12 protein-coding genes are annotated in these 15349 nt (G+C 43.2%); 4 read left to right on the forward strand and 8 right to left on the reverse strand.

What is annotated here, in order from left to right; genetic code table 11:
* Positions 1 to 44 precede the first annotated feature (44 nt).
* From H70737_RS28710 to H70737_RS28730, 5 genes are all read right to left on the reverse strand, one after another.
* Positions 45 to 740, reverse strand: coding sequence for a response regulator transcription factor (locus H70737_RS28710; RefSeq protein WP_042192843.1), 696 nt, complete (start codon positions 738 to 740; stop codon positions 45 to 47).
* Between the two features lie 179 nt (positions 741 to 919).
* Complete coding sequence (locus H70737_RS28715) at positions 920 to 1600, reverse strand: YdeI/OmpD-associated family protein (protein WP_231573519.1); 681 nt, start codon at positions 1598 to 1600, stop codon at positions 920 to 922.
* 67 nt (positions 1601 to 1667) lie between these two features.
* The gene (locus H70737_RS28720) at positions 1668 to 2702 is read right to left on the reverse strand and encodes a C40 family peptidase (protein WP_042192848.1); all 1035 of its coding nucleotides are present in this window, start codon (positions 2700 to 2702) and stop codon (positions 1668 to 1670) included.
* A 153-nt stretch (positions 2703 to 2855) separates the two neighbouring features.
* Positions 2856 to 3311, reverse strand: a complete 456-nt coding sequence (locus H70737_RS28725; RefSeq protein ID WP_231573361.1) for a RidA family protein — start codon at positions 3309 to 3311, stop codon at positions 2856 to 2858.
* Between the two features lie 76 nt (positions 3312 to 3387).
* Positions 3388 to 4446 (reverse strand): LLM class flavin-dependent oxidoreductase, encoded by a 1059-nt coding sequence (locus tag H70737_RS28730; protein WP_042192850.1) that lies wholly within the window; start codon positions 4444 to 4446, stop codon positions 3388 to 3390.
* A gap of 228 nt (positions 4447 to 4674) precedes the next feature.
* Here H70737_RS28730 and H70737_RS28735 point away from each other — a divergent pair, with 228 nt between their 5' ends.
* Together H70737_RS28735 and H70737_RS28740 are read left to right on the forward strand one after the other, a co-directional pair.
* A complete protein-coding gene (locus H70737_RS28735) occupies positions 4675 to 6396 on the forward strand; it encodes a putative bifunctional diguanylate cyclase/phosphodiesterase (protein ID WP_052404458.1) in 1722 nt (573 codons plus the stop codon).
* 48 nt (positions 6397 to 6444) lie between these two features.
* Positions 6445 to 8100: a histidine kinase N-terminal 7TM domain-containing diguanylate cyclase gene (locus H70737_RS28740; RefSeq protein WP_081951316.1), complete on the forward strand. Its 1656-nt coding sequence runs from the start codon at positions 6445 to 6447 to the stop codon at positions 8098 to 8100.
* Between the two features lie 73 nt (positions 8101 to 8173).
* On the opposite strand, the gene H70737_RS28745 is transcribed toward H70737_RS28740, so the two are convergent.
* Positions 8174 to 8515 carry a zinc ribbon domain-containing protein YjdM gene (locus H70737_RS28745; protein WP_042131582.1) on the reverse strand — a complete coding sequence of 114 codons (342 nt, stop codon included), beginning with the start codon at positions 8513 to 8515 and terminating at the stop codon, positions 8174 to 8176.
* A gap of 218 nt (positions 8516 to 8733) precedes the next feature.
* Here H70737_RS28745 and H70737_RS28750 point away from each other — a divergent pair, with 218 nt between their 5' ends.
* Positions 8734 to 9072, forward strand: a complete 339-nt coding sequence (locus H70737_RS28750; RefSeq protein WP_052404459.1) for a DUF4234 domain-containing protein — start codon at positions 8734 to 8736, stop codon at positions 9070 to 9072.
* An 85-nt stretch (positions 9073 to 9157) separates the two neighbouring features.
* On the forward strand, positions 9158 to 9463 hold the full coding sequence (locus H70737_RS28755) for a DUF2752 domain-containing protein (protein WP_231573520.1): 306 nt from the start codon (positions 9158 to 9160) through the stop codon (positions 9461 to 9463).
* 12 nt (positions 9464 to 9475) lie between these two features.
* Here the strand turns inward: H70737_RS28755 and H70737_RS28760 are convergent, their stop codons facing one another.
* Positions 9476 to 10129: a response regulator gene (locus H70737_RS28760; protein WP_042192856.1), complete on the reverse strand. Its 654-nt coding sequence runs from the start codon at positions 10127 to 10129 to the stop codon at positions 9476 to 9478.
* The gene (locus H70737_RS28765; protein WP_042192858.1) at positions 10126 to 15204 is read right to left on the reverse strand and encodes an AAA family ATPase; all 5079 of its coding nucleotides are present in this window, start codon (positions 15202 to 15204) and stop codon (positions 10126 to 10128) included. The genes H70737_RS28760 and H70737_RS28765 overlap by 4 nt, the downstream gene beginning before the upstream one ends.
* Between the last annotated feature and the right edge of the window lie 145 nt (positions 15205 to 15349).

Raw genomic sequence — 15349 nt, forward strand, 5'->3', positions numbered from 1 at the left:
ACAATTATAAAGTTTTTCTTAAAATGTATAAGAACTCAGCGGCCTTACCCAGTAAAGGTATATCCTACACCCCAGATTGTCTTAATAAATTTGTTCTTATTGATGTCTTCACCGAGCTTTTTGCGCAAGGTACGGATATGCACCATGACCGTGTTGCCACTCTCATAATAAGCTTCTCCCCATACCTGCTGGAAGATACTCTCCGCGCTAAACACCTGCTTAGGATGGCTCGCCAATAAATGCAGAATATCAAACTCTTTCGGAGTTAGGTCTATTACCTCGCCGTAAAGAGTGACGGTATGTTCATCTGGTGAAATCGTCAACCCACCAACTTCAAGGACCGACTTAAGAACAGCTGCGGGCTGACTGAATTGTATAGAGCGCCGAAGTTGAGAATTAACGCGAGCGACTAACTCCATTGGATTGAACGGTTTGGTCATATAATCATCTGCGCCCATGACAAGTCCCGTGATCTTGTCCAGATCAGAAGTCTTCGCGCTTAAAAAAATAATCGGCAGATGATGCTGCTCCCGAATGTGACGGGTTACCTCATAGCCATCCAGCCCTGGCATCATAATATCCAGAATCGCCAAATCTATCGTTTGGGACTCAATAGCTTGCACCGCTGCCCGCCCATCGGATACTTTAATGATATGATACCCTTCTTTTTGCAAATGCAAAGCCACCAGATCCGCAATCTCCGCCTCATCATCCGCAATTAAAATCGTAATGCGCTTCATCTATATTTCACCCCTGTAGGTTTGTGCTATATGATCTACATCCATTATACCCCAAACTTAAAAACCACTCCTAGGATGAAGTGGTTTTGCTGAAATCTATGATGAATAAATAGAACTGTTGTAATATTATTTACCGTCTTTATGTCTTTAAATAATCTTTTTGATGAAGAAAGGTCTAGTTAGAGTTCAGTACTACTGGCTTGCCGATACAGCTCACGGCTCTTATAACCAGCCTGTAGAATCATCTTCATTTCCTCTTTACGCTTAGCTCTTGTTGCCTCTTGTTTGGCACTATAGACATATCGAGCCCAGTCTTTGCGGTATCCCGGGGTAAGCGATTGATAGATGGCTAGAAGCTCCGGTGTATCTTTCAGATCTTCTTCCACATTTGGAATGAAAGAAATATAGTCATCCACAGATTGACTTGGGGTATTGGAAAGCTGCCCTTTCCCCTTAGCGTCCTCTTTCAACCCCACAACTGTAAAGACATCATCCAAACCTACCATGCGTGCAAATTTAATATTGCTTGTTCCGATGTAGCCATTCTCATCACTGCCCAGACCCTCTAGTAAGTCGTCACGATGAATAAAGGTCGGATACACTTTGTTTCCCTTTTTAGGATACGCCACAAAGAGATAGCCATTCTTATGAAGATGCTGTTGCTCAATCACACGGTTCACTAGTTCCTGTAACGACGCCATGTCTAGTACAAAGGCAAATATAAGATCATACGCCCCATTTAGCGAAGTATCATAATCCGTCAATTCCGCTAAATAATCGGAGCCTTTTGGTTTACTCAATATCGCTACTTGGTTGTATTTTTGTAAGTTCAGCTTTTCTACGATGGTTTTAGTCACTATGCTTCATCCCCCAAATGTATTCGGATGCTTCTTCATCGTGATCATTATAGCCTAATCGCTACCCAATCTAAAACATTCTACGGGCCGTCACAAAACGCTTCTTCCATTTCTCACTCAGGGCTTCATAATGGACGCCTTGCTCCTTAGAATACGTATGCAATATCTGATTATTTCCCGCATACATGGCAACATGACCAATGTCGAGACCACGTGCACTAAAGAACAGTAGGTCTCCTTTACGCAGTTCGTTGATCCCAACTTCCTTCCCTTCTTTGGCTTGATTATAAGAGGCGCGTGGCAGATCCACCGACAACACGTTCTCTAATAAATGTGCTACGAAAGAAGAACAGTCAAAGGTAGACGTCTGGTTCGTCGCTGCACCGAATTCATAAGGGGTTCCCAGATACTTTTCTCCGTAAGCAAGCAACGCACTTCCCTGCTTCTCAGCGAGCGACTCACTAGTATAATCGCTATATTTCGGTTTAGCAGATATGTACCCCGTCTTGTTGTCTTGCGTTCGCACTTCTAACCACAAAGCATCCACTTCTCTAACGATATGGACTTTATCGCCTACGGACAACATTTGCTGGACACCTGATTGATCCGATGAATTCGGCGAACTGCGCAGGTTAACCCCATAACGAATCGTTGTATCGTAATTCAGCGCTGAATAGATGCGGACGGTCCGAGTGTTAGCCTCCCACTTCACAGTGCTGCCTAGAGCCTCGCTGACAAAACGCAGCGGCATCATCGTATTACCACCGACAACCTGACCCGGAACGGTTAAGCTTAAGGCTTGTCCATTTTTGTTCGCGGTTAAATCTCCTATTTGATAAGTCAGCACCAGCGTTCCCTTAGTGGCCTTCACTGTTTTGGTATCGTTGTTCCATGAAATCTTTGCTCCCTGTTCTTCAAACAGCTTGCGCATGGGAATAAGCGTTGTACCGTTTATGAGCAAGGGCTGAACCTCTAATACAAGCTGCCGATCATCCAGAAAAACGCCTGTAACCTGATTCTGAGGCATCACCGCCGCATGGGCTGGAGCTGTATAGAGTATAGATGTAAGTAGTACAAGTAGTGTGGCTTTCTTATGAATCCTCATGATGTCGTCACCTCGTTGATTAATATGTTCAATTATTATTACTAAAAAAAGGGTAATTAGTTCTGTTACAATTATTGGGGTTGCTGTCTAGCTACAGGTCAAACCATATAAAAAAGAGGACTGCGGTCACCCTTCGGTGCCACAGCCCTCTTTTTAATCCACTTCAAAAATAGAATCGATAATGATCGGAAGATTATCCCTTACAGAAACAGCGCCCAATACCGAACGAGCATGACTGCCCTTGTCCCCGAATACCTCCAGCATTAAATCCGAACAGCCATTGAGCACTTTATGATGCTCTTCGAATAAGGGATCTGCATTCACAAATCCTTGAATTTTGACCACTCTCTTCACTTTATCCAAGGAGCCTAAAGCAGACTCAAGGACGGCAAGGATCTCTATACCAGTCTGACGTGCAAAATGATAGCCTTCTTCGGTGGTAAAGTCTTGTCCCAGCTTGCCTTTGGGATGCCCGGCAGGTCCTTTTCCCGATACAAAACATAATCCATTAACAATAACGTAGTTAGCATATTTTGCCGCCGGTTCACTAGCACTAGGTAGGACAATACCTAATCCCTCAAGTCTATCCGCTATGATTCGATCCGCCACTTCAGTCCCCTCCTCCAATCAGTACAACCTCAATAAATTGGTAAGATTATACTGATTAATCCAGAAAGGGTCAATCCTATTTTGCTTCGACCTCTGCTTCCCATCTCGATATCTCAGCTCGAACAATTGGCGCTACTTCAGTACCCAATAGCTCAATGGCTCTCATTACATCCTTATGAGGCATCGTACCTAGCGGTACATGCAGCATAAAGCGTGTAATTCCTACGTGTTTGCGTAGGTGAATAATCTTCTCAGCAACAGTGTCTGGATCTCCTACATACAAGGCACCTTCAAATCTACGTGCCGCATCAAAGCTCGCACGACTATAATGACCCCAGCCACGCTCACGACCAATCACATTCATGCTAGCCTGCGTAGAGGGAAAGAACATATCGGCCGCAAGCTGATTATCCTCTGCAATAAAGCCGTGCGAGTGTGAGGCAACCGGAAGCTTCGACACATCATGTCCTGCTTGGGCCGCCGCTTTCTTATAGAGCTTCACCAGTGGAGCAAATTGCAACGGACTTCCGCCAATAATCGCGAGCACAAGTGGTAGCCCGAGCAGGCCAGCGCGAATCACAGATTCCGTATTGCCTCCACTGCCAATCCATACGGGCAAAGGATTCTGAACGGGGCGCGGATAAATCCCCAGATTATTAATCGCTGGTCGGTGATTTCCACTCCAGGTTACTTTTTCGGATGCCGTTATTTTTAACAACAGGTCCAGCTTCTCATCGAATAACTCATCGTAGTCATTTAAATCGTATCCAAAGAGCGGGAAAGATTCGATAAAAGAACCCCGCCCTGCCATGATTTCTGCCCGTCCATTTGAGATTCCGTCAAGTGTTGCAAAATCCTGAAATACACGTACTGGATCAGCAGAGGACAGTACGGTTACCGCACTGGTCAGCCGAATTCGTGTCGTCTGTGAGGCAGCCGCAGCCAGCAAAACTGCTGGAGAAGATGCGGCATAATCCTTTCGATGATGCTCACCCACACCGAATATATCTAAGCCCACCTTATCTGCAAGAACAATCTCCTCTACTACCTCGCGCAATCGCTGTGCATGACTTATTAACTCCCCCGATTGAACATCCGGCGTTGTTTCTACGAACGTACTGATACCTATTTCCACTTACGATTCCCCCTTAACTATAATTTTCTCTTCGAGTTGTTTGTTTGATTATAACACAAGTTACGTTCAAGCAGAGCTAGGTATTAATGCCTAGCTCCAGCTTGTCCAAAAACTCATTCTTAAAATTTGCAGAACATCACTGACAAATAGAGGATTTTGATGAAATATGTTGAAATGATCTAAAACAAGTAGCTCTCATGCATCTCATGCTTGATATAGGAGGGACATATGCTTCAAAGAAATAAACACAAAAATTCCATATCCAAACAAACCTTCAATCCTGTTCGGGGTTCCTTAAAAATCGCCGTAATATATTTTATTGTTGGGTGCTTATGGATCCCTTTAACAGATAAGGCCGTTTCCACTTTTACGCGAGATCCGGAGTGGATAAGACTTATTAATATAATTAAAGGCTGGTTCTTTATCCTCATAACAGCTTTGCTTATCTTTGCATTAATTCTAGGTACTCTGAAACGGATTAAAAGGATCGAAAAGAAACTGGATCTTGCCTATAGGGATAGGGTGAGCGCCCACGAAAATCTAGAGGCCGCCTATGAGGAAATCACAGCTACGGAAGAAGAACTCAGACAGCAATATGATCAGCTCATTGAGAATCAAGAGAAGCTAGCCATGAATGAAGAAAGGATGCATTACCTGGCGTATCATGATCTATTAACCGGCTTGCCCAACAAATTAGCTTTTTATGAGAATGGGCCTCACATCTTGGAATTGAATAACATTGCAGCCTTAATGTTCATCGACATTGATTACTTCAAATATGTAAATGATACGATGGGCCATGAATTTGGTGACCGGCTAATTGTTAAGGTTAGTGAGAGATTGGTGTCCCTGGTTGGGAGTAGTGGGGAAGTGTATCGTTTCGCCGGGGATGAGTTCATCGTTCTTTTATATTCTATTGAGAACAGTCAGTGTATAACTAGTGTAGCCTCTCACATTATTGCCGGTTTTAAAGATGCGATTGAGATGGATGACAGTCTGCTACATGTTAGCCTAAGCATCGGAATCAGTGCTCACCCCGAACATGGAAGTAATATTATGGAACTCCTTAAATGCGCAGACATCGCTATGTATAAAGCCAAAGACGCTGGCAAGGGTCAAATTATTGTCTTTGATCAACCGCTCAATGATACCTTTACTGAGCGAATGAACATTGAGAAGCAGTTGTATAATGCTTTAGAAAAAAATGAGCTAGAGGTATTCTATCAACCCCAGATTGATCTGACTCAGAACAGGGTGACGGGACTAGAAGCTCTTATGCGCTGGAACAACCCTATACTAGGCATGGTCCCTCCGGATAAGTTTATCAAAATAGCAGAAGATTCCCACCTCATTATTCCTCTCGGGGCGTGGGTGCTCAGAACAGCCTGTGCCTTTTTAAAAAGCCTTCATGAGCAAGGATTATCACATCTGACGATGTCTGTTAATATTTCAATGCTGCAGCTACTGCAAAGCGACTTCAATGAGTTAGTTCTAGACACCTTGCAAGCCTCCGGACTAGATCCTGAATACTTAGAGCTGGAGATTACAGAGAGTGTTCTGGTTGAATCTTACGAATATGTGAGCAGTAAACTGACTGAACTCAGAGCTCACAACATCAAAATTGCCTTGGATGACTTTGGTACCGGTTATTCCTCCTTAAGCTATCTTACTCATATGCCGATCTCGACTTTAAAAATAGACAAGTCCTTCATTGATTCCATTCGAACAGGGACACATCAAGCCGTTCTTGTCGAACAAATTATTATGATTGGTAAACGCATGAATATGTGTGTTATTGCAGAAGGTGTGGAGCGAACTGTACAACTCGATTACCTGCAGGAGCAAGGCTGCGATAAAATTCAAGGTTACTTGTTCAGTAAGCCACAGTCCGCACAGAGCGTAAAAGAGCTGCTAACCGAGTGGGAGAAGGTTTCGAGCTTAAATGAATAAAGATGAACCTATTTTTTTATATAAGAAGGTGTTACCGAATTGAATGTCATGACATGGATTGACTTATCATTATTCTTCGTTCTTTTCGTTCTATTCATCTACATATTTGTTACTGTAACAATCACTAACTTACATAAGGTTTACTTGACTTTCCATTTCACGATGATGTTATGGCCCTTCTGTCAATTTGCTCTCAAAACTACAGCGGATCCCGATGTTCAATTGTTTTATGTGAAGCTAGCTTTTATTGACTCGATACTGTTAACGATTGGATGGCTTCTTTTTACGATATTTCTCACTGGAAAATCATATCTCCTCCGAAAAAAGAAAACGCTGATCCTATACATTGTCGCAGCATTGATCTTAATAGGAGTGATCGTCAATCCAAAGCAAAGCTTTGTACTGCCAATGCATGGTGGATATGTTGAAAGATCTTATGGTCCGCTTTTTTGGCTGTTTATTCTTTTCTTGATCTGCACCATTATTATTTCTCTGTATATCATCTATTCAGCGCTTATATCGAACGCCACACAGCGGATCAAAAAGCAGGTTACTCATGTACTCAAAGGTGTGCTGGTGCTGACTGTATTTGTATTACTGGATGTCTTTCTTAATGTGGTACTGTTTAAATCTCAGCCGGTGATTCCGGGGATGACCTCTCTGGGGATACTAATCTCTGCCATCTTTTTCGTCATTGCCATCCATCGCGATAAAATATTTGATCTCGTAACCATCGCTCATCAGGATATCATTGACACACTCACACTAGGTATTCTTGTACTGGATGATAACGAGACTGTGGTAGAGATCAATCGATCGCTTTTGCCAAAAATCAACCTACAGATCGGTGATCGCTTCGACTTATCGGCGCTAACACCCCTGGAGCAGACTGCCAGCGCTTTCCGATTGTTTCAACATACATATCTTAAACAGCCCATGGAGAGAACCGAAGTTGAAGTATTCTACACCTCGCTCCAAGCATACATCAATATTACAGCGGAACCCATTGTCGTAGGCGAGATCATGGTTGGACGGATTCTCACCTTTCAGGATAGAAGCGAGCTGCATCGCCTCATTGCTGAGACTAATCAGCAGAACGAGATCCTGCAAGAGCGTAATCTGGCATTAATTGCAATCCAGAATGAGCTTTCTCAGACCAACCAAAAACTCAAGCAAATGGCTATAACCGACAGCTTAACAGGTTGTTATAACCGTCATTACTTAACACAGTACTTAGAACAAGAGATCATAGAAAATATGATATTGAAGCAGCCTTTTGCCATCATTCTACTGGATATCGACTTTTTCAAAACGGTGAATGACAATTACGGCCATTTAGTGGGCGATGTTGTAATTTGCAGCACGGTAGAGGTCATTAAGCAATCGCTAAGGGAGACGGATATTCTGGCACGCTATGGCGGGGAAGAGTTTATCGTCTATTTACCAAATACGAATCACACACAAGCAAACCTCTGGGCAGAACATATAAAATTCATGATAGAGGCCAATAAAGTACATGTGGATGAGGTTGCTCATTCTGTATCCATCACTGTAAGCATGGGACTACTGTCCATTAATAATTTTGCAGAGCAGTATGCAGAAAGCCCGACCAATCAACTAAATGATTTATTCGAATCTGTGGACAAAGCTTTATATCAAGCCAAAAATGCAGGACGAAACCAAATTGTTGAAATCATAAGATGACACGCTTTTAAATATTACCTAAAAAAAGAAAGAATCAGCCCTACTTCTATCGAAGGTAAGCTGATTCTTTTCTTTATATCTTTTTAACAAATTCGGATTTTAATTTCATAGCTCCAAACCCATCAATTTTGCAATCAATATCATGATCTCCGTCCACTAAACGGATGTTTTTGACTTTGGTACCTATCTTCAGAACAGATGAGCTTCCTTTTACCTTAAGGTCTTTGATTACAGTTACTGAGTCGCCGTCGTTTAATACATTGCCATTGGCATCTTTGATAACCTTTTGATCTTCACTATTCTCAGACTCTGATTCTAATGTCCACTCGTGTGCACATTCCGGGCAGACTAGTAGACTTCCATCTTCATAAGTGTACTCAGAATTACATTTCGGGCAGTTCGGTAAATTAGACATTGTTTCATTTTCTCCAATCGTAGTTCAAATTCTAGCTGTCTTGCGGCTAATCTTTAAAAGTATATTTCATATTCATGAAGGAATCCACTATATCCAGATAGTAAGCTTGTTCCACGTTTCTTAAAAAACAAACTACTAAATATTATCTTGTATATATTTTCACAATTGTCTATGATAATAATGTAAAATTTTCATATAAATACATAGGAGAGTGAACAATGATTAGTCAAAGGAGTGTCGCATTTTCCATTATACTGTCATTAATTACATGTGGAATATACGGAATATTTTGGTTTATTGTTCTAACAAATGACGTAGGAAAGCTAAGTGGAGACTACACATTCACAGGAGGAAAGCATTTTCTTCTAACATTGATTACTTGCGGGATATGGAGCCTGGTTTGGGCCTACCAGATCGGTAAACATGTTGCAGAAGCTCAAAGACAACGCGGCTATCTCGTATCCGATAATTCAGCTCTGTACGTGATCCTCACAATCTTTAGTTTTGGTATTGTCACATACGCTTTGGTGCAATCTGATGTTAACAAATTGGTATAATTTTACGATTCATAGAAGGACACACCCTAAACTATTTTGGAGTGTGTCCTTAAGTCTCCTTGGCTTACTGTATTTCACTGTATGGATGCCTTTAACCAATCTAGGTATACCTTGTCTATTTCATGAATGGACTGGATTTTATTGTCCGGGATGTGGAGTCACAAGAGTTATTCTATCCTTGTTAAAGTTCGACTTCATTCAGGCGTTTAGATTTAACCCGTTGCTATTTATTCTAGCGCCTCTGTATATGTTGTACTTAATTACTGAAAAGAAACGTATCCAACCACTTAGCCATGGAATTATGGCTGTGATGTTGATCCTAACCGTTACATTTGGAGTACTGAGAAATTTTCCAATGTTTGATTACTTGGCCCCTACAGTAATTCGTTAGCATCAACTATGGTTACATAATAGCTTGAAGGCGCACAATCGCTTGAGCCCGGTCAACCACCTCTAATTTGCTATAAAGATTACTAATATAGTTACGGGCTGTCCCCTCCGCAATATGTAGTGTATCGGCAATTTCGCGATTGTTAAGTCCCCGGATAATGAGCTGCGCCAGCTCCTCTTCCCGTTCTGTCAGACTCATACGATCTACATTGGATCTTTGCCAATGTTCGTACTCCTCCGTCAATCTATTCATCCTGGTTGCCAATTTGGCTGCTACCGGAGCTGGCAGAATAAATTGCCCGGATATCGTATCACGGATCGAAGAAATCATTTTATCAGCATCCATATCCTTCAGCATATAGCCGCTTGCTCCAAATGCCATACCCTCAACAATATAATCGGTCTCTATAAAAGTGGTTAAAATCAGAATGAATATATCCGGACGAATCTGCTTGATTCGTTTTAGTGCACTGATCCCATTCATGATCGGCATTTGAACATCAAGCAGTACCAGATCGGGTTGGAATGCTTCCACCATCTCGCAGGCCTCTTCCCCGTTCTTGGCAGCGCCAACCACTTCCATATCATCCTCCAGATCCAGAATGGTACGAAGTCCTTCACGCGTCAACAATTGATCATCGGCAATTACAATCTTTATCTTACTCATTTTCTATTCCCAACCCTTCGCATTGGCAGATCGATTTCCAGTAGACAGCCCTCATTCATTTCTGAATCGATGGATAAGCTACCTCCCAGTTGCTCCACCCGTTCTTTCATCGTCCTGAGTCCAAAACCCATCACTATATGACTATCTCCTGACCCACGATCTTTGAGCCTAAACTGTAAATTTGCTCCGACAGACTCCAGACTAAAATGAAACTCCGTACTCTTACCGTGTCTGATTCCGTTCGTTAGGCCCTCCTGCAAAGCATGATAGATGGCCTTTTTATAGGCTGTTGACATGGCCTCCGGCAGATCATAAATAATGGCATGGACGACAACGCCCGCATTACGTTCAGTATCGCGTATCAGTTGCTTCAACATGACCGTGAGGTCCGAATACTTGTCCTCCTTCAGCATATGGACAGAGCCGCGGATTTCATTCAAGCTATGCCGAACAAGATCCTGTGCTTCAACCAGTCGCTGAAAACCACTATCTATATCTTTTTTCTGAAGCAGCCGCTTGCCAGCTTCAATCTGCAGAATCGTCGATGTAAGTGTATGCCCAACAATATCATGAATCTCTTGGGCAATACGATTGCGTTCTTCAAAGACGGTAGCTTCGGCCAAAGCCGCAGATGTTTCTCGCATCGAACGCTCCAGACTACGAGTTCTTTCTACAACTTGGTCCTCTAGATTTTTTTTAAGATATTGGATTCCCGAATACAGCTTGGCGTTAGCGATTGAAATTGCGCATTGTGAACCAAGCAGCTTGAGCACATCGAGTCTACTTGGCGTAAATACACCCGGGGATAGGTTATTCTCCAAATAGAGCAAGCAAACCAATTTATTCTGATTCATGATAGGAAGACAAAGAACCGATTTCAGTCTATTCTTCCTAACGTAAACGTTACGCGTAAATATCCCCTCACTGAGCGCATCATGTAATACAACCTGCTCCTGTGTTCTTGCTGCATAGGCTATAATCGCTGCCGGAACAAGATCTGACTCTTCCCCGAGAGGAACAGATTCGATATGCTGAGCTTCTGAGGTACCATAAGCTTCAACCATCCATTTGCCATCATGATCAAAAATAACTGCCCCATATTCGGCCCCAGCATTGTGGAGCATGATCCGCATCAGCGTGGCCAATAATCGACTCATCTCCATCTCGCCCGATAAAGCTTGAGCAGACATAACTACAGAAAGGGAATCGACTCGATCGAGCCCGGGCTCCCGTTTAATATGCAGCAAATGGCTATGCTGCTGCTCAAGGTCAGCCGCTTTAGCCTTTGCGCCCCATTGCAGATAAGCCTCGTAGGCCTCAGTCATATAGATTCTTGCTAGATGTAATTTGCCATGACGAAGTCCATATTTGCCGTAGCATTCCGCCGCCATCGCTAAATCGTGAATATGGCCATTGATACGAGCAGCCTCAATAGACTGCTCATACAAGGCTTCAGCTTGTCGTGGATCCCGCGATAGGCGAGTCAGCTCAGCCTTCATCAACAAATATTTATGCTCATAATTTTCCGGGCAACGCTTAGCAAGCTTTTTCATTTTCTTCAGCCGACTGTGCATTTTTACCCGGTATACACGTTGCTCTTCAGCGTTATATTCCTCATACAACTGAGCCCAGACTAAACATTCATACACGGTCTGCATAGGACTGTCTAAGCCATCTTCACGTGATTTTATAATGGCAGCTGATTTCGCTAATGCCTCACTGGCTTCGCGGTACTCCCCAAATACATAACCTGTCAAATATCTGTGTATCCAGACCATTTCTTGTATAAAATTAAAGGTATCTCCATGAACCGACTGTGCAAAATCAGGTTCGCTAATCTCTGCGATGTTAAATGGATCATCTAGAGAGCGATAACCTGTCAATCGAACTAGAGTAGCAGCAGCTATGATAGCCTGCTTACAATGAAGACTGTTGTTATGGCGCAGCAAATCACCGGAATGAGCAATTAACCGATCATAGATATCGCCTAACGGATGGCCAAATTGCAAAAGGGAGGCACAGTTGATTAGCACACTCTGGTTGCCCTTCCATAAGTCACCTGATTCCAGTCCCACTTTACCTGCTTTCTCGGTAAACATACGGAGCATAGTTGGATCATAATGCCGCCAGCTATCGTAGCACATTGCGAACGCAGCTAAGGTTGTCATATGCACTTTCGGATAGGGTTCCGATAAGCTGCACGCCAGCATGGCCCATTTAAATGTTTCTTCATCATTACGGAAGTAATAGTATTGAAACATTGCATAGCCTATGAATCCAATGGAAGCCTCCGGAGTCATCCCATAATCGAGCGTCAATTCAATCATGGTGAAGGAAGAAGCGAGCCACCCATCTCGGTTGACATAGAAGCAGGCATTGCTCGTATGATCTAAAGTGGTCATTGCGACTCTACGAGCCTCGTCGGTCATCGGCGGTAAAAGATTAAGCGATTCGAGTGAAACCTTCTGTAGTCTGCGCCGCAATCTTAACCATTGAAGCGTCAATTGAACATAGCTAGGATCAAATTGATGGCTCACTTTCAATAGCGATAATGTATGCCGACCTAAGGAGATAACCTCTTCATGATTATCATTACTTGCTTCCAATTGAACCTTCATCGCGTAGATATAAGCCTTATCCGTATTTGTCGCAGCTTTATGGATTAACAGATGAAATAATTCATTAGCCTTATCAAAATGTGAACATAAGTATTCGAGCTCGGCCCTCTCACGAAATACCCGGAAGGTTAGCCCATAATGCTCCTCCCAGCTCTGTACCTCTAGTATCGCTGTTGCCTGAAGCATATATTGTAAGGCTGTCTCATGTGCAGTCGTTTGCTTCGCTTTTATCCCTGCCTGTAAGTTCAGCTCTACCAGTTGAAGCCTCTGTTCGGGGCGATCTATCCATGTAAGCGCCTGATTGAAATGATGGACCGCTTCAAATAGAATCGTTCCTTCACTAAGAGAGCTGCGGCCTAGCAATAGCATGCCAATCCTCCAATGTAGCTCTGGGCGCACCTCTTCGGGAACAAGAGCATAAGCCGCCCGATGAATGCGGTTGTGCTGGAATTTAAAATGCGTATATTCCTCCCCGTTAACAGGTTGTAGCACACGTCCATTTACAGCGATTTCCAACGCTTCGGTCAATGTCTCTACCGGAATCTCCGTAATTTCGGCAAGCGTACCCACATCAAATATGCTGCCCAGTAATGCAGCTCTACTAAGTGCATACACCGTCTGATCAGGAAATTGCTGTAACTTACTTGAAAGATAGGCTGCTGCATTATCAGGAACATTCAATTCAGTAATGCGCTGGAGGTCCCATTTCCAGCTTCGAAGATCCTCGTCAAATTCCACTCGCTGATCATCAATCAAATCCTGAAGGAATTGCTTAATAAATAGTGGATTCCCATCTGTCTTATGCAGAAGTACCCGCGCTAACTCGTCCAAGTCAGCAGCCTCGTAACGCATAACATCCAGTAGCAGTTGTTTTAAATCGGTGAGTTCAAGCGCTTGTAGAGATATTCTACTCATCACTACGTTGCGGTCTATCAAATGCTTTTCCAGCCTACTGAGTGGGTGCAGCCTCGTGATTTCCCGATCACGATAGGAAAGAACGATTAGCAGATGACTCGTGGCCGTGTCCTCTATAAGCGAAGTGAGATATTGCAGCGATGTTTCATCCGCCCATTGCAGATTGTCCAATATCAAGATCAAAGGATGATCTTCATGGGGAAAGAGTTGAATAAATCGGCTCATAATTAATTGAAATCGATGCTGAGCTTCCAGCGGCGGCAACGGAGGCACGGAAGGTTGGGGGCCAATCAAGAGCTCAAGCTTAGGGACAAGTTCGATCAATAATTGCCCGTAACTGTCCACTGCTTGTAAAATACGCAGCTTCCAAACCTCCACCTGCAGCTTCGTTTCCATCAGCAGTTGACTGACCAATTCTTCTATAACTTGATGCCAGATGCCATAAGGGAGTGAGGTATGTAGAGATTCGAATTTGCCTCTGGCGAAAAAACCATCCAAAGAAATCGAATTTCTAAGCGTTTCTTTTAGAAAGGTTGTTTTGCCGATACCACTCTCGCCACTAAGCCAGACCGTCTTTACTGCACCTTGTGATGCTCGTTTCAGTGCTTCTCGTAAGCTTAGTTTCTCAAAATGTCTTCCGTAGAATCGTTCCGATACCATCCAGCGTTCTGGAATATCCCAGCTTCCTAATAGGAAGGGCTCGATGTACCCGTATTGTTGTAGGTGGGTTAGACATTCCTCAAGATCCGACTTGATTCCAAAGGCGCTGGCATATCTCGCATCAGGCATCTTCTCCATGCATTTAGCAACAATGTCAGAGATAGATAGAGGGATAGCGGGAAACCTGCGATGTAAAGGCTCAGGTGTATCTGCAAGATGACGATATACAATATCAACAACATCATGAAGCTCAAAGGGGCGACTGCCTGAAAGACATTCATACATAATGACTCCAAGCGAATAAAAGTCAGAACGATAGTCCGGGTTCAACCCAGTTCGACCCGTTTGCTCTGGCGATATATAAGGAAGCAAGGCATCCGGCCGCCCGCTTAAAGGTGACAATGGACTGGTATCATTTTCAGTGGAGCACATTCGTATATCAATAAATTTCACTTCAAAAGTAATTGGATTGACGATTAGATGAGCGGGGGTCAGTTCATTTAGTGTTATTTTTTCACGATGAATTTGCATAAGGCAATCAGCAACAGCTATGGCGATCCGAAGCAGCACTGGAAGCTCCAGTGAATCAGGTGTACGCAGTATCTGATCCAGCGTACTCCCCTCTATATCTTTTAGGAGAAGGACTGGCCGATCCGGCGTGATTTCCAGGCTATATGCCTCGATTGCTCCACGACCGCTAAGTCGCTTAAGCATGTCATACTCATGACGAAAAGCATCAACCATAGTAGATCCCGGGTACTCGCCTGTAGTTGTCTTGGCAATAACCCTAAGGCCATCTTCTTGACGTAGGAGTCTGTACAGCCTGATATCTGAGGTAGTCTCTATCAGATCTAAAGTTTGGTATCCTTGCAACTCAAACATGAACAGCACTCCCTAGTTACAATTAGGTAGACAGAATAAGCAATCTCGCAAAGCAATTATACTCATTATATCATCTGATCTCGCCATAGAATCCTATGTTGTAATTAACTTTGTCATCTATTTTGTCATATGACATCTATAAAAT

The organism is Paenibacillus sp. FSL H7-0737, from assembly GCF_000758545.1.
GTDB lineage: Bacteria > Bacillota > Bacilli > Paenibacillales > Paenibacillaceae > Paenibacillus_AQ.